The following is a 23,015-nucleotide window of genomic DNA, read 5'->3' as shown; positions in this document are numbered from 1 at the left end:
TGGAAGAAACGGGAACCGGGGCCGATTAGGGGGCCAGTTCGACGCCCCAAAAAAACGTTTGATTATAGGGCAAAAACTGACACCCCCGGCCTGGCCGGAAGGGAGGAGACGACGCTAGAGGAGCGTCAATGTCGCGCTGACGCAACCATGCTGGAGGCGCCAGAAGAGAGAAGTGTATCGACGCCGTAGGCCTGCGCGAGACTGGCGAGCCCAGCCGGCAGATTGACGATTTCGAACTTGCCGCCGCGCGCCGCCGCGGCCCGCACCCACGCGAGCAGGACGGCGAGCGCCGACGAATCGAATTGCGTGAGCGGCGCGCAATCGACGCCGCCCGCACCCGCCGCGATGCGTTGCAGACCTGCCGCGAGCGCGGCCTTCGCGCTCGCGTGGGTCAGCGTCGTGCCGCTGTCGAAGCGGTTCGCCACCGGGTTCAGCACGTCGCTCACGACTGCTTGCCCGCGGCGAGTTGCTGATTGCGCTGCGTGAGGAACTGGATCAGTCCGTCCACACCCTTCTGCTGGATCTGCTCGTTGAACTGCTGCTGATACGCCTGGATCAGCCACGCGCCGAGCACGTTGATGTCATACACGCGCCAGCCCTGCGCCGTCTTGTACAGGCGGTAGTCGAGTTCGATCGGCTGGCCGTTGTTCATCACGACCGAGCGCACCACCGTGTCGGTGTCGTCCGGGTTCATGCGGAACGGCTTGTACTGGATCTGCTGGTCGCGCACCTGCGCGAGCGCGCCCGCGTACGTCCGGATCAGCAGCATCTTGAACTGCTCGACCACCTGGTTCTGCTGTTCGGGCGTCGCGGTGCGCCAGTTACGGCCCATCGCGAGCTGGGTGGTGCGGCGGAAATCGATGTACGGCAGGATCTTTTCGTTGACGAGCGCCGTGATGTGCCTGATGTCGCCCTGCTGGATCGACTTGTCGCCCCGAATCGCGTCCATCACCTGCTGGGTGACGGTCTTGATCAGCGCGTCGGGCGAGCTGGTGTCGACGGTTTGCGCCGATGCGCCCGCGCTGATGAACGAAAACAACGCGGCAAACAACGGAATCAGGAAGAATTTTTTCATATCGAGCTTTGCCTCAAAAATAATGCAACAGTTTGAACCGACCTTATCACGCGAGTTCGACGGCAATCGATGCGCAAACTGCGAGAGTCGTATCGATCTGTTACGGCTGCACGTTCAATGCAATCTTAAGGACGGGAAGTTGAAGCGCGTGGGCGGCACCAACTGACCGGCCGGAACTTGCGTTTCCGGGCCGCCTTTCAGGTCGAGAGGCGGTGTTTCGGCGCCCGACGCGGCCTCCGGTGCCGACGCGCCTTGCGGCGTGCCCACGGCCGCGCCGGATGCGGGAGCCGGCTTGGCCGGCGCACCTGCCGCGCCCGTCTCGCCTTCGTCGTACTTCGGCAGCGGCGCTTCCTCGTCGTAGCTCGGCAGTTCCTGCGGACGCCGGCGGTTATCCGACAACAGATACTGCCGGCGCTGCAGATACGCGTTACGCACGAACGAGTATTTGTCGAGCGCTGCGCCTTCCAGCAGGTTGCTCGCTCCGAGCAGGTTCGCGCGCGTGTTGACGATGTTCAGGCCATACAGCGCCCAGCTCAGGCCCGGCGGGTCGACGTAGCTGATCGGGTTCACGTAGTAGTTGCCGAGCGAGCCGACCGCATCGCGCACCGTGCTCGGCCCGAACAGCGGCAGCACCAGATAGGGGCCCGCCGGCACGCCGTAGTGGCCGAGCGTCAGACCGAGGTCGTTGTCGTGCTTCGGGAGCTTCGCGAGCGTCGCGACGTCGAACAGGCCGCCGACGCCGAACAACGTGTTGATCACGATCCGCATGATGTCGGACACGCCGTCGGCGATGCGCAGCTGCAGCAGGTTGTTCGCCGCGATATAGACGTCGCCGATGTTCGAGAAAAAGTTCGTCACGCTGTCGCGAACCGGCTGCGGCGTGACCCAAACGTAGCCCTGCGCAACCGGCTTCAGCGCGTACTGGTCGATCTTGTCGTTGACGGTGAAGATCGTACGGTTCAGCCCTTCGAACGGGTCGCCCTTGGTAGGCGTCTGCACGGTCGTGCAACCGGCGAGCAGCGCAGCCGCCACGGCGACCTTGCCGAACTGTAGGACGCGCGCGCCGCTGCGCGCGGTCTGCAGTGTCGTCTGCATCTAATTCTCCTTGTTGGCCTTACTGGGCGGCAGCGCCGGAGGCCGGCGCGCCGGGCGCCGGTGCAGGGGCGGATGCGGCGGGCTTCGCCGCGCCGGAATCCGCGGCCTTGCTATACAGGAACTGGCCGATCAGGTTTTCCAGCACGATCGCCGATTGCGTCATCGAGATCGTATCGCCGGCCTTCAGCATTTCCGAGTCGCCCCCCGGCTCGAGCCCGATGTACTGCTCGCCGAGCAGACCCGAGGTCAGGATCTTCGCCGAAGTGTCCCTCGGAAACTGATATTGCTTGTCGATATCGATCGTGACGAGCGCCTGGTAGGTGTTGCTGTCGAAGCCGATCGACGCGACCCGGCCGACCGTCACGCCGGCGCTCTTCACCGGCGCGCGTGGCTTCAGCCCGCCGATGTTGTCGAACTTCAGCTTGACCGGGTAGGTTGCCTGGAACGACAACGAGCTCATATTGCCGGCCTTCAGCGCAAGAAACAGCAACGCCACGAAACCCAGCACCACGAACAGGCCGACCCAGAAGTCGAGAACATTCTTTTTCATCGTCATCCCAAAGTGAATCCGCCGCGCCGCCGCCACCTCCCGCCGTGCGCGGCGCATCATGCACCGCCGGCAGCCGGCATGCTGCGCGGTCTTAGCTGAACATTAGTGCGGTCAGCAGGAAATCGAGCCCGAGCACCGCGAGCGACGCGTACACGACCGTGCGGGTCGTCGCGCGCGACACGCCTTCCGGCGTCGGCTTCGCCTCGTAGCCCTGAAACAGCGCGACGAAGGTCACCGCGAGGCCGAACACCACACTCTTGACGACCCCGGCGCCGACATCGCGCCACACGTCGACGCCGCTTTGCATCTGCGACCAGAACGCGCCGGCATCGACGCCGATCAGCAGCACGCCCACCACGTAACCGCCCAGAACGCCGACCGCGCTGAAGATCGCGGCGAGGATCGGCATCGACACGATGCCGGCCCACAGGCGCGGCGCGATCACGACCTTGACCGGATCGACGGCCATCATTTCCATCGCGGTGAGCTGCTCGCCCGCCTTCATCAGGCCGATTTCGGCGGTCAGCGACGTGCCCGCGCGCCCGGCAAACAGCAGCGCGGTCACGACCGGCCCGAGCTCGCGCACGAGCGACAGCGCGACCAGCAACCCGAGCGCCTGCTCGGAGCCATAACGGTTCAGCGTGTAATAGCCCTGCAGCCCGAGCACGAAGCCGACGAACAGCCCCGACACCGCGATGATCACTAGCGAATAATTACCGACAAAGTGGATCTGCTTCGTGACAAGACGCGGGCGGCGCAGCAGCGGGAAAAACTCGAGCACGAGCCGCAGGAAGAAGCGCGTCGCGTAGCCGGCGGTGCCGAGCCCGGTGATGACCGAGCGACCGATCGTACTGATCATGACTGGCCTCCGCCGATGCCGAAGTCCGCCGCGAGCGGCGTCTGCGCCGGATAGTGGAATCTGAACGGGCCGTCCGGCGCGCCGTCGATGAACTGCCGCACGGTCGGATCGGTCGACGCGCGCAGTTCGTCGGGCGTGCCCTCGGCAAGCACACCGCCGTTGGACAGGAAGTACACGTAGTCGGCGATCGCGAATGATTCCGGCACGTCATGCGTGACGAGAATCGACGTGGCGCCGAGCGCCCGGTTCAGCGTGCGGATCAGGTTCGCGGTGATGCCGAGCGAGATTGGGTCGAGACCGGCGAACGGCTCGTCGTACATCATCAGTTCGGGGTCGAGCGCGATTGCGCGCGCGAGCGCCACGCGCCGCGCCATGCCGCCGGAAATCTCGGACGGCAGCAGGTCGCGCGCGCCGCGCAGGCCGACCGCGTTGAGCTTCATCAGCACGAGGTCGCGCAGCAGTTCTTCGGGGAGATCGGTATGCTCGCGAAGCGCGAAGGCGACGTTTTCGAACACCGACATGTCGGTGAACAGCGCGCCGAACTGGAACAGCATGCCCATCTTGCGGCGCAGCGCGTAAAGGCCTTCGCGCGTCTGCTCGCCGATGTCCTCGCCATGGAACAGCACCTGGCCGCGCTGGGCGCGCACGAGGCCGCCGATCAGCCGCAGCACCGTGGTCTTGCCGCAACCCGAGCCGCCCATGACCGCGACGACCTGACCGCGACGAAAGCGCAGATTCAGATTCGACAGGACGAGCCGGTCGCCGTAACCGAAGTCGACGTCGCGCAGCTCGAGTAAGGTCTCGGGATAGGAAGGCACCACACTGACAATCCTTTTACAGGGAAGGCCGAATTATAGGGCCATCGTGCAAAAGCTGCCGTGAGGTGCCCCGTTCCTTGACTATGCCTGACGATTATTGCGTAAACGTGTGTTGCAGTGCAGACACGGCGGCGGCCGGGTCGGCCGCTTCCGTCACCGCGCGCACCACGGCCGCGCAGCCGACGCCGGTCGCGAGCACGTCCGGCAGCACCTGCAGATCGATCCCGCCGATCGCGACGAGCGGCACCACGCCGTCGAGCAGCCGCACATAGCGTGCGAGGCGGCGCAAGCCCTGCGGCGCGGTCGGCATGACCTTGGTCGTGGTCGGGAACACGGCGCCCAATGCAATGTAGCTCGGCCGGAAATGCAGCGCCTTCAGCATCTCGTAGAAGCCATGAGTGGACAGGCCCAGGCGGATGCCCGTGTCGGCCAGCGCGGACAGATCCGCGGTATGCACGTCTTCCTGGCCGAGGTGCACGCCGTATGCGCCCGCCGCGAGCGCCGCCTGCCAGTGATCGTTGATGAACACCTGCGCGTCGTGCGCGCGGCCGGCCGCCACGCAGCGCGCGATTTCGCGCTTCAGCTCGTCGGCGGGTTCGGCCGACTTGCGGCGCAACTGCACCGTCTTCACGCCGAAGCCGACCACCCGTTCGACCCAGTCCGCGGTCGGCAACACCGGATACAGGCCGAGCCTTGCCGGGCAGCGCGGGAACGCCTTGGCGGGTGCCGCCGGCAGGTCGGTAAGGCGCGGAAAGCGAGCGAGGTCGGCCGGGAAAGCATCGTCGGCGCGGGTCTCGTCGCCATCGCGCCACGCGAGCGCGAGCACCAGCGCGTCGTGCGGATCGAAACCGCAGTCGAGGAACGCGGCAAGCGCGGGAATCCAGTCTTCCGCCAGATGGCCTTCGAGGCCGTACTTCTCGCCGCCCAGATGCAGCGTCGCGCGGTTTTCCGCGGCGACGATCACACCCGCACCCCGCGTCAGCCAGCGCGCGATCTGCTCGCCGTGCGGCTGTGCGTCGGCGGTCACGATCAGGTCGCCACCGTTCGGTTCGTCGGGTGCGATCAGGCAGATGCGCCACGGCGCGTGCGTCGGCGGCCAGTCGCCGAGACGTGCGCGGATGCGCTCGGCGGCTTCGATGAGTTCGTCGGCCGTCGGCCAGAACAGATCGCGGTCCTTCAGCGTCAACGACTGAGTCATGCGGCACCTCCATCCTGATGCCAGAACGGCATGCCGACCACCGGCGTGCTCGCGTGCGCGCTCTCGCGCTCGGCCATCGGGCCCGCGAGATACGCTTGCCGACCCGCCTCGACGCCCAGCGCGAACGCGCGCGCCATCGCGTCGGGGTGCGTCGCCTGCGACACGGCCGTGTTCAGCAGCACGCCGTCGAAGCCCCACTCCATCACCTGGGCCGCATGCGACGGCACGCCGAGCCCGGCGTCGACGATCAGCGGCACGTCCGGCAGCCGCTCGCGCAACACGCGCAGCCCGTATGGATTGATCACGCCCTTGCCGGTGCCGATCGGCGCGCCCCACGGCATCAGCGCCTCGCAGCCGGCGTCGAGCAGACGGCGGCCGATCACCAGATCTTCGGTGCAGTACGGCAGCACCTTGAAGCCATCCTTGACGAGCCGCGCGGCGGCTTCGATCAGGCCGACCGGGTCGGGCTGCAGTGTGTAGTCGTCGCCGATCAGTTCGAGCTTGATCCACTCGGTCTCGAAGATTTCGCGCGCCATGTGCGCGGTCGTCACCGCTTCACCGACGCTCAGGCAACCCGCCGTGTTCGGCAAGAGCGGCACGCCATGGCGCTTGAGCAGATCGAAGAAGCCGGCTTCGGCGTGGCCCTCGTTCATCTGACGGCGCAGCGCGACCGTCACCATGCCGGGGCGCGCGGCGTCGATCGAATCGGACAGCGATTGCAGCGACGGATAGCGCGATGTGCCGAGCAGCACGCGGCTTGCAAAAGTTTGACCGTATAGCGTCAGCGCGTCGGCGGTCTCGTGAGAAGTCATTTGCATCATCCTGGTTTGCCCTCGCGGCTAGAACCGACCGCGTTGCGGCAATGGGTTTTCGGCGACGGTTGTTGCGTTCGGTAAGCGACAGGCTGGCGCGGTCGCGCTCAGCCGCCCGCGACCGGCTGCACGACGTCGAGCCGGTCGCCCGTTTGCAACGCGCGCGCCGCATGCTGCGCACGCGCGACGAAATCGCCGTTGAGCGCGACCGCGAACGGCGGACGCGCGCCAAAGGCGGCGAGCGCATCGGCGACGGTCGCGCCCTCGGGCAGCGACAACGGCTTCTGATTGATATGAATGTCCATGGTGTTCGAATGCGGTTCAATCGATGGCGCAAGCGGCATCGCGCGCGGCACGTTGGCCGCTACGCTCGGGCCGGCTCGCGCGCGAAATGCTGCTGGAACAGCTCGCTCCAGCGTGAGTCGCGCCGCCAGCCGGCGAATGCGTCGGCATCACCGACGCGGCCGTCGAGCAGCGCGCTCGCGAAGCGCACGGCTTCGTCGGCGACTTCGGGCGCGATCATGTAGCCGTGCCGGTACAGGCCGTTCACGCGCAGCGTGCGCGCGCCGTCCCACAGCAGCGCGGGACGATGATCGGGCAAGGTCGGCCGGCACTGCGAATTCAGCTCGAGAATGCGCGCCTCGCCGAAGCCCGGGTGCACCGAAAACGCCGCGCTCAGCAACTCGAGCGCCGAACGCACGCTGACGGGCGACATGTCCTCGCCCTCCACCTCGGTCGCGCCGATCACGTAGAGGCCGTTCTGCTTCGGCGCGATATACAGCGGGTAACGCGGATGCAGTAGCCGCACCGGGCGCGTCAGCTGCAGGTGAGGCGCATGCACGCGCGCAACTTCGCCGCGGATGCCGCGCAGCGTCGGCAGCACCGGCTTCGCGCCGAGCCCGCGGCAATCGATGGTGATGCCGGCCTCGGGCAGCGACGCGTCGTCGATCGGCGTGTTCCAGTGCGTGTCGACGCCGCGCTCGGCAAGCCCGGCCGCGAGCGCGGACAGCACCTGGCGGTTGTCGAGCTGGCCTTCTCGCGGCAGCAGCCAGCCTTGGCTGAAGCGGCCGGCCAACGCGGGTTCGGCGGCGCCGAGCTGCGCGCCCGCCAACGCAACGAAGCCGCCGTCGAGCAACTCGGCCGGCGCGTTCGCACGCACGCGCCGCTCGAATAGCGGCGCCTCGGTGCGATCCGCGTGATGCCAGACGACGAGCGTGCCGTTGCGCTGGAAAAACACCGGCTCCGGCAGTTCGGCAAGCACGCGCGGCCAGCTTTCGAGCGAACTCGCGCCAAGCCGCGTGATCAGCAGCTCGGCGCTCGCGGCCTCTGCCAGCGGTGCGAGCATCGCGGCGGCGACCCACGCGGCAGCCTGCGAACCGGTGGCATCGCCGCGCTCGTAGAGCGCCACGCGATGCCCGTCGCCAGCGAGGCGCCACGCGACCAGGCGGCCGCACAGGCCGCCGCCGAGCACGGCGAAATCGGGTCGGGCGGGACGGTTCATCGCGCGCGCTCCGTTCGACTGCGGTGGGCAAAACCAAAACGGCACGGCTCGCCCGAGGCGGCGTGACGAAGGGAAAAATGCATGTCTGAAGAATAGGCGGTCATCGAGTCCTTTCCGTACGGCCAAAAACGCACGTACCCAGGACGAAACCGGCGGGTGAAGCCGGCCGGTCACGACGTGCACATGTGAGCTGCGCTCGCCGCCCGGCGGGGAATGGAAGACGGTTGCTTCCGGAAACTTCCCGCGCCGGTATTACCCGGATCGGGTGCAAAGGGTCTCTCTCAGCCTCGCCGCCCCGGCATGAAAGTCATGCCGCCTGTGGGCGAAGCACCCCTGTTTCGTCGCAGGTCATTAGACCATAAAAGGCGCGGCGCCCGCAAACCAGCGCTCCGCGGTCGCCACCCCAATTTTGATCTGGCACCGTCTATCGAGATGCCGGTGCGAAGCGGCCCGGCGCTCTGGCACAATGCCGTGATCGGTGCCGCAAAAACGCGGCGCGCGCGGCACTCGTGGCCGCATGCGTGGCGGCGGCACCCCAGCGGATGCCGGCCCCGAAAATTAATTTTCGCTTAAGGGCGTCACGCCAGAATCGGGCGCCCGTCCGGACTCGCGTCATCGAGCGTGATGGCGCGATGACCGGCCAGGTATCGCAGACCCGCGGCAGCCACACCCTCGCAAAGGCGCCTGCTGTTCGCGGGATCGCCCGACATGGGTCAACCAGATCGGACCCGTACGCCGGAATGGCACTTCGGGTCAGCACTTCATCAGGATGCTCATGACACCACATACTTCCGCCAGCCCCGCGCTGCCGCCCGACGAAAAGGTCTCCGCGTGGACCCTGATCAAGCCCTACTGGGTTTCCGAGGAACGAGGCATCGCGTGGGGGCTGCTCGTCACGATCATCGTGATGAATCTGCTCGTCGTCTGGATCAACGTGCGCCTGAATAGCTGGAGCAGGGACTTCTACAACGCGCTGCAGGCGAAGAACGTCCACGACTTCCCGCACCTGCTGATGATCTTTACCGGACTCGCGTTCGGTTTCATCATCCTCGCCGTGTATGGACGCTATCTGCGCCAGATGCTCGGCTTCCGCTGGCGCCAGTGGCTGACCACCCGCTACCTGAACGAGTGGCTCAACGACAGCGCGTTCTACCGCATCGAGCGCGACCGCCTCACCGACAACCCCGACCAGCGGATCAGCGACGACCTGCAGTCGTTCGCGACCACCACGCTGTCGCTAACGCTCGATCTGCTGTCGACCGTCGTCACGCTCGTGTCGTTCATCACGATCCTGTGGTCGCTCGCGGGCGCGTTGAGCATCTCGCTCGGCGGCATGCCGCTGCAGATCCCCGGCTATATGGTGTGGGCCGCGGCGCTGTATGCGGTGGGCGGCTCGCTCGTCACGCAGAAGGTCGGCCATCCGCTCGTGTCGATCAACTATCAGGCGCAGAAAGTCGAGGCCGATTTCCGTTTCGGCTTGATACGGCTGCGTGAGAACGCCGAGCAGATCGCGTTCTACAACGGCATGGAAACCGAGAAGACGAACGCGCGCACGCTGTTCGGCCGCATCCGCGACAACTGGTGGCAGGTGATGAAGTACACGAAGCGCCTGACCTTCGTGCTGAGCTTCTACGGCCAGATCGCGATCATTTTCCCGATCGTCGTCGCCTCGCCGCGCTACTTCGCGGGCGCGTTCACGTTCGGCGTGCTGATGCAGATATCGAGCGCGTTCGGCACGGTCAGCGATTCGTTCTCGTGGTTCATCAACAGTTATACGAGCCTCGTCGAATGGCGCGCGACCGTGAACCGGTTGCGCGAATTCAAGCGCGTCGTGCATTCGCCGCGTCTGAAGGAATCGGTGTCGCCGGCCACGGAACATGGCGGCATCAATCTGCATTTCGTCGACAGCAACACGCTTACCACCGACAGCCTCCAGCTCGCGCTGCCCAATGGCAACCCACTGTCGCGCATCCGCGATATCGTGATCCGGCCGGGCTCGCGCTGGCTCGTGCGCGGTCCGTCGGGCGCCGGCAAGAGCACGCTGATGCGCGCGCTCGCGGGCCTGTGGCCGTTCGGCGACGGCTCGATCGACGCACCGGTCAACGCGCGCATGATGTTCATCCCGCAGGTCAGCTACATGCCGATCGGCACGCTGAAGGCGGCGCTCGCGTATCCGTCGGCGGCGGACACCTATGACGACGACGAATGCCGCGACGCGCTCATCACCTGCCATCTGTCGGAATACGCGGACCGTCTGCAGGAAACGGCGCACTGGACTCGCGTGCTGTCGCCGGGTGAACAGCAGCGCTTCGCCGCCGCGCGCGTGCTGCTGCACAAGCCGGACTACCTGTTCCTCGACGAAGCGACCAGCGCGCTCGACGCGGAAAACGAGGCGCGGCTCTATCGGCTGTTCACCGAGCGGTTGCCGAAGGCTGCGATCGTCAGCGTCGCGCATCGCGAATCGCTCGCAGCGTTCCATCACGAAACGCTCGACGTCGAGCGTTCTGTCGAAGCGGTCGCGGCGTGAGCGACGCTCACGGCACCGCCGCTCGCGTCGTGCTGATCACCGGCGCCGGTTCCGGCATCGGCGCGGCGCTCGCACGGCGCCTCGCGGCGCCGCATACGTCGTTGATGCTGCACGCGCGCGGCGCAGACGACGCCTCCCGTCGACGGCTCGTGCAGGTTGCCGCCGACTGCACGGCAAGCGGCGCACGCTGCGCGACCGTGTTCGGCGACCTCGCCGAGCGCGGCGCGGCGGAGCACGTGATCCATCAGACGCTCGCGAGCTTCGGCGCACTCGATCAACTGGTCGCGAACGCCGGCCATGCGCAGCGCCAAACGCTGGCCGCGCTCGATCCCGACACCTTCGGCGCCGCCTTCGCCGCGATGCCAGCCGCCTTCGCCGCGCTCGTGCGGCGCGCGATGCCCGCGCTCGAAACATCGAAGCGCGGTCGCGTGGTCGCCTTGAGTTCGTTCGTCGCGCATCGCTATCGCGCGGATGCGCCATTCGCCGCGACGGCGGCCGCGAAAGCGGCACTCGAAGCGCTTGCGAAAACGGCGGCCGCGGAACTCGCGCCGCTCGGCGTGACCGTCAATTGCGTGGCGCCGGGCTACACGCGCAAGGATGGCGGCCCAAGCGCCGACAACGCGGCCGTGTGGGCGCACGCCGCCGAAGCCACGCCGCTCGGTCACGTCGCCGAACCGGACGACGTCGCCGCGCTGATCGCATTCCTGCTGTCCGACGCGGCACGCCACATCACCGGCCAGGTGATTCACGTCGATGGCGGCTTGACGCTCGGTTAAGCCTCGCCTGCGCGCCGGCACCTCCGGGCGCAACATCCGGAAAGACACGAGAAGAGTTCGAAAGCATTTGCGGAGCGCGCAAGCTGTTCCGCGCTTTGAAAATGCCTGCGAGCAGCGACGATAGTCGTACGGGCCGCGCCATGCGCCGGCCGTCGTTGATGTCAGTCACGTCTTTCATCGCAACCGCTCTTCGGACTCCTCGCCCATGTCATTCGCTCGCCGTGTTTCACCTTTGCTCCCGTCTTTGCTCCCGCGCATCGCCCTCGCCTGCGGCGCGGCGCTGCTGCTCACGAACGCCGTCGATGCCGCGCAAACGACCGGGGCGAACCAACCCGCCGATATCTGCGCGGCGCTCACGCACATCGTCGATGCGAGCGATTTCCGGCGACTGCCAAACGAGACCGCCGCGCAACTGCCGGGCGTCTCCAATACGGACGATTGCCGCGCCAGCCCGCACGCGTACGACTGCCACTGGCGCGCGCACTGGCAAGCCGACGGCGTCATCAACGATCCGCTCGAAGAACTCGGCGCCGACATCGCCGCCTGCTTTCCGCGCGTCGTGCACGACGTCAACACACCCGTGCGCCAGCATTTCGTCGTGACCACCGACGCCCGTCGCGTGAACGTCACCGCGAGCGTGCAAGGTCAGAACGAACTGCGACTGCGCGTGACGCGCTGAGCGCGCGGCCGTCGCTGCTTTTGATGCTCCATCGCATTTTGTGACCGGGATCGGGCGCTGCCTCATGACCTCGTCGCCGACCGTGCGCGCGCCAGCGGCAACCAGGCATTCGCGCCTGTGTCTGGTCGCCTCGCTGATATGCCGGCGTCGTTGCGCCCTCGCCGCCTTCGCCGCGACGCTGACGCTCGCGCTCGACGGTTGCGCCTGGACGCTGATCCAGGCCGCCGACGCCACCGGCTCCGTCATCCAGGCCGGCTACGCGATCGCGTCGAACTACTCGTCGCCGACCTTCGTCAACGGCCGGCCCGCGGATTTGCAGCACCTCTGCATCGAAGTGAACCCGACGGTGTCGGTCGGCGATTTCGTGCCGGCGCTGCAGCTCGCGCTCGAGCGGCGCGGTATTCGTTCGGACGTCTACAATCCGGGCACCTCGCCGGCCGGCTGCGAAGCGCGGCTCGTCTACGACGCCGCGATCGACTATGGCCGCCGCTCGTTCAGCGACGAATCGATCCAGTACCTGTCGATCATCGATCTGACGCTGATCCAGAGTGGCCGCATTCTGGTCACCGCGCGCTATCAGACCGGCGGCCTGAACACCGACCGTTTTTCGTCGGCCTCGGTCAAGCTCGGCGGACTGATCGAGCGGATGGTGGTCGATCGGACCGATTTCCCGCATCAAGCGCAGCAACAGCAGACCCTGCAAACCTCGCAGGCTTTCCCGCCGCCCCACTGAGTGCTCGCGGCTTTGCTTTCGCTTGCAGCGCCTTACACGGGAAAGGATTGGAAAGCGGTATACGCTTTGCGCGGCCCGTGCGCATCACTAAGATGACCTGAATGAACCAGACCATCCTGATCGTCGATGACGATCCCGTCGTACGCGAGCTCGTCGGCGAATATCTGCACGGCCGCGGCTTCAAGGTCGCCATGCTGGAAAATGGCTTGGCGTTGCAGCGCAGATTGCAGCAGGAGCGTCCCGCGCTCGTCGTGCTCGACATCATGATGCCGGAGCTCGACGGCATCAGCGCGCTGCGCGCCTTGCGTGTCGCCGGCGACGACATTCCCGTGATCCTGCTGACCGCGCGCGCCGATCCGATCGATCGCGTGATCGGCCTCGAACTCGGCGCCGACGACTATCTCGGCAAGCCTTTCGAACCGAGCGAGCTCGTCGCGCGGATTCGCACCGTGCTGCGGCGTCGCGGCTCGATCGCGCCGGGCGCGCCCGAACAGCGCGCGCCCTATCATTTCGGCCGCTTCGAAGTGAACTTCCCCGCGCGCGAACTGCGCCGCGACGGCGAACGCATCACGCTGCGTTCGAGCGAATTCGCGATGCTGAAGGTGTTCGTCACGCACGCGATGACCGTGCTCACGCGTGCGCAGCTGCTCGAAAAACTGCACGGCAATAGCGAAGCGCATCGCAACCGCAGTCTCGACGTATCGATCTGGCGCTTGCGTCGATTGATCGAAGTGGATCCGTCGGAACCGCGCTACGTGCAGACGGTGTGGGGACGCGGCTACGTGTTCGTGCCGGACGGCGAGATCGGCGCGGCCGAACGCGGGCTTGCGCCGCCGCTCGGTTAGCGGCGCCTGACGGTCGAAGCCGGTTGATGCGGCCCACGCGTCGCACGTAACGCGCAGCGCGGTGTCGCGCGCACCGCGCTGACCCGGCTGACGGTCAAAACGTCAGCACACTCAGAAACATCCTCTGCAGCCGGCCCATCGTCGTCGCATCGTTGACCATGCCGAGGCCCGCCTGCTCGATGCGCGCGTTCGCGACCTTGCTCGACGCGACGTAATTGCCTGCTTCGATGTCCTTGGGATTGACGATGCCCGAGAGTCGAAGACGGTCGCGGGTCCCGCTCATCGCGATCACCTTCTCGCCTGACACGACGAGATTGCCGCCCGACACCGTGCCGATCACGGTCACGGCTAGCGTGCCCGTCATGTCGCTGATGTCGCTCAGATTGCCCTGCCCTTTGTAGTCGGTGCCGGCAGAGCCGATGTTGAACAGTTTGGCGAGTCGCGCGGCGGCATTCGTCGATTGATCCGCGGCAGTCGCGGTGATGCTGCTCGTGCGGTTCGCCGACGCGCTCGCGCTGTTGTTGCCGCTATACGATTCCGACAGCCGGATCGTCAGCACGTCGCCGACGTGCTGCGCGCGCGGCGTCTCATACAGCAGCAGCGGCGCGCCGGCCTGATAGATCGCGCCTTGCGTGTTGACGTTCAACGGCGCGGACGCGAGCGGCGGCGCCATCGGCGTTTCGACGATCGACCCGGTCTGCGCGCTCGAACAGGCCGCGAGACAGCTCGCGGCGCCGAGCACGAGGGTGAGACGTAGCGCGGTCATGCTGGCTCCGTGGCGGAAAGGATGAAAGGAGTCGAAGTGAGGCGGCCTATCCGGACACCGCCCGGTTTCGGCGTTGGGATCGCACCGGTAATCAGGGTTGCCTGGCAAACGTCAGCCCGCGTCAGCCCGCGTCGGCGCCGCTCGCCTGCCACTGCCGCACGACCGCTTTCATCCACGCATCCGAGCCCTTCAGCAGATACGTGAGCGTGCCGTTGCGGCTGCCGGGCAGAAAGCACAGCGTGATCGAACTCACCGCGTTCTCCCATACGTACATCGGCATCGCGCCCGGCGCCGCCGCGTTGCGGGTCGCGAGACGCGGTGGCCCGTAACGATCCTCGAGCGCGTCGCGCAGATCCTCCGCGGTCAGCTCGTCGATCACGAACGACATCTCGTAGAGACGCAGCGCGCCCTGCCCGTCGATGCGCGCGAAGCGCATCACGCGTTCGAGCGCCGGCGCACCATCGACCACGGCCTGCGACACCGCCCAGCGTTCATCATCGCGATGCGCCCAGCGGCACGCGACGCTCAGGCTATCGTGCGACTTCAGCCGCATGCCGAGCGCTCCGGCCTGCACGTCCGTCTCGCAGATCGGCACGCTGCCGACCGGCGAGGAGAAAGGCGTGGAACTGAGCGTATTGTGGATCGTCATGATGGACCTCGCGAAGGTGCGCATTGCGCACCGGTGTCGGTTGAACGCCGCGCGCCGTCGTCCGAGGCAGCGGGCCTCGTTCGGCGTGCGGCGCGACTTGCTGCGGAACGAATCATCGCGCCGCGCGGGTGCCGACGATGGGCGAAGCAAAGCACGCTTTCGCGCGGTTGTTACGATCCGTTCCGTGGGCTTGCGAGGGCTTTCGAGTGCTTGCCAACTGTTGTCATCGCTTGCCTGTCGTCGCGCAGAGCCGGATCAGGCAGTGCTAAAGTAAGCGCTGCACCTTCGCTGATCCGCCCCGGCGCGAGCCCGCCAGCACCGAGCGGCGCACAGTAAGCGTTGGTAAGGAAATGCCCGGTCGCGCGTCGGGCGGGCCAGTCTAGAATTTCGCCATGAATCCACAGGTCCTTATCGTCGACGACGATCCGGTCGTACGCGATCTGCTTTGCAAATTTCTGCAGTCGAACGGCTTCGATGCGTCCGTGCTGCATGACGGCACCCATTTGCAGCGTCGTCTCGAGCGTGAGCGGCCGTCGGTCGTCGTGCTCGACATCATGATGCCGAACACCGACGGCCTGCGCGCGCTCACCGCGTTGCGCGCCGCCGGCGACGACATCCCGGTGATCTTCGTGACCGCGCGCGGCACGGTGGCCGACCGCATCGTCGGTCTGTCGCTCGGCGCGGACGACTATCTGACCAAGCCGTTCGATCCGCGCGAACTGCTCGTGCGGATCCAGACCGTGTTGCGCCGGCGCGGGCCGTCCACCACGAGCGCGCCCGAAGCACGCAAGCGCTATCGCTTCGGGCCATTCGAACTGGACTTCGCCACGCGCTCGCTGAGCCGCGACGACGCCAAGCTGCCGCTGCGCGACAGCGAATTCGCGCTGCTGAAGATCTTCGTCAACAATCCGTATAAGGTGCTGTCGCGCGTGCTGATTCACGATCTCGTGCATCGCGACAACCTCGCGTTCCGCGACCGTAGCCTCGACGTACCGATCTGGCGCCTGCGCCGCGTGATCGAGGACGACCCGTCGAACCCGTGCTACGTTCAAACGGTGCGCGGCAAGGGCTACGTGTTCGTGCCCGACGCCAACGGCGCACCCTTCGAGGACGGGGCCGCCCCGAGCGCATGAGAAATCCGCTGAACACGCTGTTCGGCAGAATGGCGTTGCTGTCGGCGGCGGTGCTGTTCGCGATTCAGGCGAGCTGGTTCGTGCTGGTGACGATGCAGCCGCCGCGCCATGAAATCGACGGCTTCGCGCGCGGCATCCTGCTCGTGCTGCAGGCGATCAACGGCGAGCCGATCAAGGGCGCCGCGCTCGCGCCGGCGATGCGCGTGCATCTGGTGCCCACCTGGAACATGCCGACCAGCGTGCATCTGCGCGAGCCGCACGAGCATATGGTGGTCGAACTGAGCCGGCACCTGCGTGAGAACCTGCCGGCCGGCACGCAGATCGCCGTCGACGATCTGCGTCCGCCGCAACTGTGGGTGCTGGTCCCGGGCAAGTCGAACTGGGTCGTCGTGCCGGTCGACCTGCCGCCGCCGCCGCGCTTTCTGATCGAATCGGTGTCGATGCTGGTCGCCGGGCTGATCCTGTCGTTGTTCGCGGTGTGGCAGATGCAACGGCCGTTGTCGCGCGTGGCCGATGCGTCGCGGGCGTTCGGCTCCGGCGGCCGGCCCCAACCCGTGCCGGTGCAGGGCCCGCGCGAGCTGCGTGAGCTGATCGGCTCATTCAACGACATGATGCGGCGCCTGAACGAAGCCGGCGACGACCAGGCGGTGATGCTCGCCGGCGTCGCGCACGATCTGAAGGCGCCGCTCACGCGCCTGAAGCTGCGCGCAAGCGTGCTGGTCGACGAAAACGAGCGCGCGGGCCTGATCCGCGACGTCGATTCCCTGACCAACATCGTCCAGCAGTTCCTCGAATTCGCGGGCCAATCGGCGGACGCCGGAGCGCCCGTCGAAGTCGACGAGTTCTTGCGCGAGCAGTTTTCCTCGGGCGATTACGCGGAGGCCGCTGAAACCGCCGAAGCGGCGGACCCAGCCGAAACCCCGCTGTTCGCGCTCGATCTGCGCGCCGGCCCCTCGTTCACGCTGCCGCGCACGCTGCTCGACCGGCTCGTGACGAACCTCGTCGACAACGCGCTCGAACACGGCATGCCGCCGGTGGAAATCTCGACCGCGTGCAGCGACCGTCATTGGACGATCAGCGTGCGCGACCACGGCGCCGGCATTCCCGACGACCGCATTGCCGCGGCGATGAAGCCGTTCGTGCGGCTCGACGCCGCGCGCGGCGGCGAAGGCCATTGCGGGCTCGGTCTCGCGATCGTCGCGCGGCTCGCGCACGATCGCGGTGGACGCTGCCTCGTGCGCAATCACGCGCAGGGGGGGCTCGAAGTGCGGATCGAATTGCCGGTGGACCCGGCGCTGTCGTAAGGATGTTCGCAGGCAAACGCGGCGCGGACCGGACACTTACCTGCCCTTACCGCATCGACTGTCGCGCGGGGTGCGGCCTTATAGTCACCCCCGGCAACCTCGATGCAGCCCTTCCCGGTCCGCCCGCACCTCTGCGGCGGACTTTTTTTTGCGCTGTAAGGAAGGCCACCAAAGCGCGCCAGCGAAGCGCGTCAATGCACGAGCCGATTGCGCAGCGCGTCGACCGTCGCCGTGGAAAGACCGAGGCCTTGCGTCAGGTAGCTCGCCATCGTGCCGTAGCTCGCCTGCACCTGGTCGAAGCCCGCCAGCAGATAATTCTCGTCGACGTCGAGCAACGGCGCTCTCGCCGTCGCGATGGCCGCGCCTTCCTGCGCGCGCAGCGTGGTGGTTTGCGCGGCGATCGATGGCGCGAGATAGACGTTGCTGAGCAGGTAGTCCTGCATGATCACGTCGAGCGGAACGTTGGCGATGCTGAGCAGCAGCGCCGCGACCCAGCCCGCGCGATCCTTGCCCGCGTTCGAGTGGAATAGCTGCGCGCCCGTGCCGTCGGCGAGCGCGCCGAGCAGCGCGCCATAGGCGGCTCGCTGCGGGCCGCCCGTCACATACGCGCGCGCCTGCGCCTGCATGAACGCGACGGCGTCGACCGGAGAATCGACCGGGGGCGCGACGAAGTCGTTCGTGCCGAGCACGTTCAGCGTCGAGGATGTCGCGCCGCTCGGCAGCACGTCGGCGGTGCGTGCGATTTCGGCGGGCGTGCGCAGGTCGTAGACCGACACGATACCGAGCTTGTCGAGCGTCGCCGTGTCGGTGCCGCTCAGCGTCAGCGCGTTCGCGCGATAGAACACGCCGCGCCGCATCTGTTTGCCGTCGACGGTCAGATAGCCGGCACCCGCGCCGCCGACATCGCGGAAGTTGCTGACCGACACGAGCCGCGGCGTAGCCGGCTGATCGGCTTCGAGACTACCGCCGCAGGCGGACAGCAGCGTGCTGCCGAAACCCGCGGCCAGCATCGCACCGGCCGAGCCCCTCAGAAAGCGTCGCCGCGCCGCCGACGCTTCGCCGGGCATGCCGCGCTCCACGGGCACGATCGTGCTCGCAAGGGCGCGGAAAGGCGAACGGTTTTTCGCGGTAACGGACATCGGGGCGACAGGTGTATAGGAGGATTGCGCGGGGCAGCCGGGGCTGCAGACGCAGTTTAACGTTGACCAGGAAGTTTTGCGTTACATCGTAGGGGTTAGTAAGAAAAAAGAGGGACGGTTGGCCCACCGATTTCCGTTCCCTTGCGGTGCCTTATCGGCCGTTGCCGCGCGCACGCCCTTTTTGACCCCAACTGGCCTCACGACGCCGCATCCCCGTAGAATACTGACACCCTCCCATCCGGCCCCCGCAGGCACAAGAAACCTGGAGACCACAACCAAACATGTCTTCTCTCCAATGGTTCACCGAGCTGACCCCGCGCGAGCGTCGCACGCTATTCGCCGGTTTCGGCGGATATGCGGTCGACGCGTTCGACTTCATGATCTACTCGTTCCTCATCCCGACGCTGATCGCGACGTGGGGCATGAGCAAAAGCGACGCAGGCATGATCGCCACCAGCTCGCTGATTTCGTCGGCGATCGGCGGCTGGCTCGCCGGCATTCTTGCCGATCGCCACGGCCGCATCCGTGTATTGCAATGGACGATCGCCACCTTCGCGATCTTCACGTTCCTGTCTGGCTTCACGCAGTCGTTCTGGCAGTTGCTCGCCACGCGTACGCTGCAGGGCATCGGCTTCGGCGGTGAGTGGTCGGTCGTGACGATCATGATGGCCGAGACGATCCGCTCGCCACAGCATCGCGCAAAGGCGGTCGGCACCGTGCAGAGCAGCTGGTCGTTCGGCTGGGCGGCTGCGGCGATCGTCTACTGGGCGGCTTTCGCGCTGCTGCCCGAGCAGTACGCGTGGCGCGCGTGCTTCTGGGTTGGCCTGCTGCCCGCCGCGTGGATCATCTATATCCGCCGCAACGTCAGCGACCCAGACATCTTTGTCGCGACGCGTCGCGCGCGCGAAAGCGGCATCAACACGTCGCACTTCATGCAGATCTTCTCAGCCGCGCATCTGAAAACAACTGTGCTCGGCAGCGCGCTGTGCACCGGCATGCTCGGCGGCTACTACGCGATCACGACGTGGCTGCCCACCTATCTGAAGACGGAGCGCCATCTGTCGGTGTTCAATACGAGCGGCTATCTGATCGTGCTGATCGTCGGTTCGTTCGCCGGCTATATCGTCGGCGCGATTCTGTGCGACAGGATCGGCCGGCGCGCGTCGTTCGTGCTGTTCGCGCTCGGCTCGTTCGTGCTCGGCATGGTCTACACGATGCTGCCGATCACCGACGCGATGATGCTCGCGCTCGGCTTCCCGCTCGGCATCGTCGTGCAGGGGATTTTCGCGGGCATCGGCGCGTATCTGTCGGAGCTGTATCCGAACGAGATCCGCGGCTCGGGGCAAGGCTTCTGCTACAACCTCGGGCGCGGGCTCGGCTCGTTCTTTCCGATACTCGTCGGCACCTTCGCGCAGACGATGACGCTCGTGAAGGCGATGGGCATCGTCGCGGGCGCGGGGTATCTGCTCGTGATCGTCGCCGCGTTGTGCCTGCCGGAAACGAAGGGCAAGGTGCTAGGGGCGGCCGGCTCCGCCGCTTGAGATCGTCTGACACCGCAGTTCCACAATCATGAAAACGATCGTACTCGGCGGCGGCGTCATCGGCGTCGCCACTGCTTTTTATCTGTGCCAGCAAGGCTGCGACGTGACAGTGATCGAGCGCGAACCCGACGTCGCCCTGGCCACGAGTTTCGGCAACGCCGGCGTGATCGCGCCGGGCTACGTGACGCCATGGGCCGCGCCCGGCATGCCGGCGAAAATCCTCAAGTACCTGTTCAAGCCGGCCTCGCCGCTGATCTTCCGGCCGACGCTCGATCCGGCCCAATGGCGCTGGATCGCGCGCTGGCTGCGCGAGTGCGACCTCGACCGCTTTCGCGTGAACAAGCAGCGTATGCAGCGCATCGCGTACTACAGCCGCGCTTGCCTGCACGAATTTCGCGGCCGTCATCCGTTCGATTACGGCCGCAGCCAGGGCTATCTGCAACTGTTTCGCAGCGAGTACGACGTCGAACTCGCGCAGCCGGCGCTCGCGGTGCTGCGCGATGCGGGCATCGTGCATCGGGAAGTCAGCGCCGCGCAGTGCGCGGAGATCGAGCCCGGTCTGCGCTGGGCGCGTCAGGCGCCGTTCTCGGGCCTCTATCTGCCCGACGACGAAGCCGGCGACTGCGCGCGCTTCACCCGCGAACTGCGCGCGATCTGTGAACGCAATGGCGTGAGCTTTCGCTTCGACACGCGCGTCACGTCGCTCGATGTCGAGGGAGCGACGGTGCGCGGCGTGCGTATTCAAAGCGAGCAGGGCGCGCAGACGCTGCCGGCCGACGCGGTGGTCGTCGCGCTCGGCGTCGATAGCGCGGCGCTGCTCGCGCCGCTCGGCGTGAAGGTGCCGCTCTATCCGGTGAAGGGCTATTCGGCCACGCTGCCTGTGACCGACGAGGAAAAAGCGCCACGGGCGGCACTGATGGACGAATCGCTGAAGACGGCGATCACGCGCTTCGGCAACAACCTGCGCATCGCGGGTACGGCGGAGCTCGGCAATCGCCAGACGACGTTGCGCGAGCAGGCGCTGCAAACGCTGCTCACGGTGCTGCGCGACTGGTTTCCGCACGCGGCCAATCCGACTTCCGCGCACTTCTGGGTCGGCCGCCGGCCGATGACGCCCGATGGCGCGCCGCTGCTCGGCCCGTGCAACATCGACAACTTATGGCTGAACCTCGGGCACGGCTCGACGGGCTGGGCGATGTCGATGGGCTCGGCGCGCGTGGTCGCGGATCTGATCGCGCAGCGCAAACCGGAGATCGATCTCGACGGTCTGACGCTCGCGCGCTATCGCCAATGAGGCGGACATAACGCACCGCGACGAGATAAAAGAAAACCGGGCTCCCCCTTTCAGGCGAGCCCGGTTTCTTTTTTACTGCATTGCTTTCCCGCTACAGGTGCCCTTCATGGGACGCCTTGTCGTCTCCACGTCTTCCTGCAAATCGTGGCCGGCGCGCGCGGCATGGAACGCCAGGCACGCACACCGGCTGAAGACGCTTAACGCGGCAGTTCCGAATGCCCCATCAGGAACGCATCGACCGAACGTGCGCACTGACGGCCTTCGCGAATCGCCCACACCACGAGCGACTGGCCACGGCGCATGTCGCCTGCCGTGAACACCTTGTTCACCGACGTGTAGTACGCCTTGTCGCCCTCGGTCGTGGCGCGCACGTTGCCGCGCGCATCCTTGTCGACGCCGAACGCTTCGAGCACCGGCGACACCGGCTGCGTGAAGCCCATCGCGAGCAGCACGAGGTCGGCCTTCATTTCGAATTCGGAGTTCGGCACTTCGACCATCTTGCCGTCCTTCCATTCGACGCGCGCGGCGATCAGCTTCTCGACCTTGCCGTTCTTGCCTTCGAGACGCTTGGTCGCGACCGCCCAGTCGCGCTCGCAGCCTTCCTCATGCGACGACGACGTGCGCAGCTTGATCGGCCAGTACGGCCATACGAGCGGCTTGTTCTCTTCTTCCGGCGGCTGCGGCAGCAGTTCGAATTGCGTGACGCTCTTCGCGCCGTGACGGTTCGACGTGCCCACGCAGTCGGAACCGGTATCGCCGCCGCCGATCACGACGACGTGCTTGCCCTTCGCGACGAGCTGGTTCGGCACTTTGTCGCCGGCGTTGACCTTGTTCTGCTGCGGCAGGAATTCCATCGCGTAGTACACGCCTTCGAGCTCGCGGCCCGGCACCGGCAGATCGCGCGGCATTTCCGAACCACCGGCGATCACGACCGCGTCGAACTGTTCGTTCAGCTCGGCCGGCGTGATGGTTTCCTTCGCGGTGTTGCCGATGTGCGCCGGCAGCGAGTCAGGCTTGCCGATGAACACGTTGGTGCGGAACGTCACGCCTTCGCCTTCCATCTGGCGCATGCGGCGGTCGATCTGCCACTTCTCCAGTTTGAAGTCGGGGATGCCGTAACGCAGCAGGCCGCCGATCCGGTCGTTCTTCTCGAACACGGTCACGTCATGACCGGCGCGCGCGAGCTGCTGCGCGGCCGCGAGACCCGCGGGGCCCGAGCCGACCACGGCGACCTTCTTGCCGGTCTTGTGCTTCGGCGTCTGCGGCGCGACCCAGCCTTCGGTCCAGGCTTTGTCGATGATCGCGTGCTCGATCGACTTGATGCCGACCGGATCGTCGTTGATGCCGAGCGTGCACGCCGCTTCGCACGGCGCCGGACAGATGCGGCCCGTGAACTCGGGGAAGTTGTTGGTCGAATGCAGCACTTCGATCGCGTTCTTCCAGTCCTGACGGAACACCAGGTCGTTGAAGTCCGGGATGATGTTGTTGACCGGGCAGCCGCTGTTGCAGAACGGGATGCCGCAGTCCATGCAACGCGCGCCTTGAATCTTCGCTTCGTCGTCGGTCAGTGCCGCGACGAATTCCTTGTAGTGCTTCACACGCGTGAGCGGAGCCTCGTACGTCTCGTGGCGACGTTCGAACTCGAGAAAACCGGTTGCCTTGCCCATGTGGTTCTCTTCTCTATCTGTATCTAGGGGGTAATCTGGACCCGCCGCGCGTCG

At 66.4% G+C, this 23,015-nt stretch carries 22 protein-coding genes, 1 pseudogene and 1 riboswitch; of the genes and pseudogenes, 9 read left to right on the top strand and 14 right to left on the bottom strand.

What is annotated here, in order from left to right; genetic code table 11:
• Positions 1 to 125: 125 nt before the first annotated feature.
• From OKW38_RS20350 to OKW38_RS20305, 10 genes are all read right to left on the bottom strand, one after another.
• Entirely contained in the window at positions 126 to 446 is a 321-nt protein-coding gene (locus OKW38_RS20350; protein ID WP_090802102.1) for an STAS domain-containing protein, read from the bottom strand.
• Positions 443 to 1,075, bottom strand: coding sequence for an MlaC/ttg2D family ABC transporter substrate-binding protein (locus tag OKW38_RS20345; protein ID WP_090802103.1), 633 nt, complete (start codon positions 1,073 to 1,075; stop codon positions 443 to 445). The genes OKW38_RS20350 and OKW38_RS20345 overlap by 4 nt, the downstream gene beginning before the upstream one ends.
• A gap of 114 nt (positions 1,076 to 1,189) precedes the next feature.
• Positions 1,190 to 2,170 (bottom strand): MlaA family lipoprotein, encoded by a 981-nt coding sequence (locus OKW38_RS20340; protein WP_090802105.1) that lies wholly within the window; start codon positions 2,168 to 2,170, stop codon positions 1,190 to 1,192.
• Positions 2,171 to 2,189: 19 nt separating this feature from the next.
• Positions 2,190 to 2,720: an outer membrane lipid asymmetry maintenance protein MlaD gene (gene mlaD, locus OKW38_RS20335; RefSeq protein WP_090805493.1), complete on the bottom strand. Its 531-nt coding sequence runs from the start codon at positions 2,718 to 2,720 to the stop codon at positions 2,190 to 2,192.
• Positions 2,721 to 2,811: 91 nt separating this feature from the next.
• Complete coding sequence (gene mlaE / locus OKW38_RS20330; RefSeq protein ID WP_018420057.1) at positions 2,812 to 3,579, bottom strand: lipid asymmetry maintenance ABC transporter permease subunit MlaE; 768 nt, start codon at positions 3,577 to 3,579, stop codon at positions 2,812 to 2,814.
• Entirely contained in the window at positions 3,576 to 4,400 is an 825-nt protein-coding gene (locus OKW38_RS20325) for an ABC transporter ATP-binding protein (RefSeq protein ID WP_429362833.1), read from the bottom strand. The genes mlaE and OKW38_RS20325 overlap by 4 nt, the downstream gene beginning before the upstream one ends.
• A gap of 91 nt (positions 4,401 to 4,491) precedes the next feature.
• Positions 4,492 to 5,595: a thiamine phosphate synthase gene (thiE, locus tag OKW38_RS20320; protein ID WP_090802106.1), complete on the bottom strand. Its 1,104-nt coding sequence runs from the start codon at positions 5,593 to 5,595 to the stop codon at positions 4,492 to 4,494.
• A complete protein-coding gene (locus OKW38_RS20315) occupies positions 5,592 to 6,407 on the bottom strand; it encodes a thiazole synthase (RefSeq protein WP_090805494.1) in 816 nt (271 codons plus the stop codon). The genes thiE and OKW38_RS20315 overlap by 4 nt, the downstream gene beginning before the upstream one ends.
• A 107-nt stretch (positions 6,408 to 6,514) precedes the next feature.
• Complete coding sequence (gene thiS, locus OKW38_RS20310) at positions 6,515 to 6,712, bottom strand: sulfur carrier protein ThiS (protein ID WP_026225709.1); 198 nt, start codon at positions 6,710 to 6,712, stop codon at positions 6,515 to 6,517.
• A 59-nt stretch (positions 6,713 to 6,771) separates the two neighbouring features.
• The gene (locus OKW38_RS20305; protein ID WP_090802108.1) at positions 6,772 to 7,908 is read right to left on the bottom strand and encodes an FAD-dependent oxidoreductase; all 1,137 of its coding nucleotides are present in this window, start codon (positions 7,906 to 7,908) and stop codon (positions 6,772 to 6,774) included.
• 221 nt (positions 7,909 to 8,129) lie between these two features.
• Positions 8,130 to 8,253: riboswitch (TPP riboswitch) on the bottom strand.
• A 430-nt stretch (positions 8,254 to 8,683) separates the two neighbouring features.
• Between OKW38_RS20305 and OKW38_RS20300 the strand changes: the two genes are divergently transcribed.
• The 5 genes from OKW38_RS20300 (at position 8,684) to OKW38_RS20280 (ending at position 13,468) form a co-directional block, all read left to right on the top strand.
• Positions 8,684 to 10,435: an ABC transporter ATP-binding protein/permease gene (locus tag OKW38_RS20300; RefSeq protein WP_429362831.1), complete on the top strand. Its 1,752-nt coding sequence runs from the start codon at positions 8,684 to 8,686 to the stop codon at positions 10,433 to 10,435.
• Positions 10,432 to 11,211, top strand: a complete 780-nt coding sequence (locus tag OKW38_RS20295) for an SDR family NAD(P)-dependent oxidoreductase (RefSeq protein WP_429362829.1) — start codon at positions 10,432 to 10,434, stop codon at positions 11,209 to 11,211. The genes OKW38_RS20300 and OKW38_RS20295 overlap by 4 nt, the downstream gene beginning before the upstream one ends.
• 205 nt (positions 11,212 to 11,416) lie before the next feature.
• Complete coding sequence (locus OKW38_RS20290; RefSeq protein WP_429362828.1) at positions 11,417 to 11,890, top strand: hypothetical protein; 474 nt, start codon at positions 11,417 to 11,419, stop codon at positions 11,888 to 11,890.
• A 64-nt stretch (positions 11,891 to 11,954) separates the two neighbouring features.
• Complete coding sequence (locus OKW38_RS20285) at positions 11,955 to 12,623, top strand: hypothetical protein (RefSeq protein ID WP_429362827.1); 669 nt, start codon at positions 11,955 to 11,957, stop codon at positions 12,621 to 12,623.
• Between the two features lie 101 nt (positions 12,624 to 12,724).
• The gene (locus tag OKW38_RS20280) at positions 12,725 to 13,468 is read left to right on the top strand and encodes a response regulator (protein ID WP_184052280.1); all 744 of its coding nucleotides are present in this window, start codon (positions 12,725 to 12,727) and stop codon (positions 13,466 to 13,468) included.
• Between the two features lie 94 nt (positions 13,469 to 13,562).
• On the opposite strand, the gene OKW38_RS20275 is transcribed toward OKW38_RS20280, so the two are convergent.
• Positions 13,563 to 14,234, bottom strand: coding sequence for a flagellar basal body L-ring protein FlgH (locus OKW38_RS20275; protein ID WP_429362826.1), 672 nt, complete (start codon positions 14,232 to 14,234; stop codon positions 13,563 to 13,565).
• A gap of 121 nt (positions 14,235 to 14,355) precedes the next feature.
• A pseudogene (locus OKW38_RS20270) lies at positions 14,356 to 14,841 on the bottom strand (hypothetical protein); the annotation flags it as partial.
• Positions 14,842 to 15,275: 434 nt separating this feature from the next.
• On the opposite strand from OKW38_RS20270, the gene OKW38_RS20265 reads away from it, so the two are divergent.
• Positions 15,276 to 16,016, top strand: coding sequence for a response regulator (locus OKW38_RS20265; protein WP_184065535.1), 741 nt, complete (start codon positions 15,276 to 15,278; stop codon positions 16,014 to 16,016).
• Positions 16,013 to 17,320, top strand: a complete 1,308-nt coding sequence (locus OKW38_RS20260) for an ATP-binding protein (protein ID WP_429362824.1) — start codon at positions 16,013 to 16,015, stop codon at positions 17,318 to 17,320. Before OKW38_RS20265 ends, OKW38_RS20260 begins: the two co-directional genes overlap by 4 nt.
• 191 nt (positions 17,321 to 17,511) lie before the next feature.
• Here OKW38_RS20260 and OKW38_RS20255 read toward each other — a convergent pair whose 3' ends face one another.
• A complete protein-coding gene (locus OKW38_RS20255; RefSeq protein WP_429362822.1) occupies positions 17,512 to 18,387 on the bottom strand; it encodes a tyrosine-protein phosphatase in 876 nt (291 codons plus the stop codon).
• A gap of 353 nt (positions 18,388 to 18,740) precedes the next feature.
• Here OKW38_RS20255 and OKW38_RS20250 point away from each other — a divergent pair, with 353 nt between their 5' ends.
• Both OKW38_RS20250 and OKW38_RS20245 read left to right on the top strand, forming a co-directional pair.
• Positions 18,741 to 20,000 (top strand): MFS transporter, encoded by a 1,260-nt coding sequence (locus tag OKW38_RS20250; protein ID WP_429362821.1) that lies wholly within the window; start codon positions 18,741 to 18,743, stop codon positions 19,998 to 20,000.
• A 28-nt stretch (positions 20,001 to 20,028) separates the two neighbouring features.
• Positions 20,029 to 21,294 carry a D-amino acid dehydrogenase gene (locus OKW38_RS20245; protein ID WP_090802121.1) on the top strand — a complete coding sequence of 422 codons (1,266 nt, stop codon included), beginning with the start codon at positions 20,029 to 20,031 and terminating at the stop codon, positions 21,292 to 21,294.
• Positions 21,295 to 21,491: 197 nt separating this feature from the next.
• Here the strand turns inward: OKW38_RS20245 and OKW38_RS20240 are convergent, their stop codons facing one another.
• Positions 21,492 to 22,961, bottom strand: a complete 1,470-nt coding sequence (locus tag OKW38_RS20240; RefSeq protein ID WP_090802122.1) for a glutamate synthase subunit beta — start codon at positions 22,959 to 22,961, stop codon at positions 21,492 to 21,494.
• Positions 22,962 to 23,015 lie beyond the last annotated feature (54 nt).

It is taken from the genome of Paraburkholderia sp. MM5496-R1 (assembly GCF_050436205.1).
GTDB classification, from domain to species: Bacteria; Pseudomonadota; Gammaproteobacteria; order Burkholderiales; family Burkholderiaceae; genus Paraburkholderia; species Paraburkholderia tuberum.
Note: the sequence above shows the minus strand (reverse complement) of the source record. Positions and strands in the feature narration are given on the sequence as shown.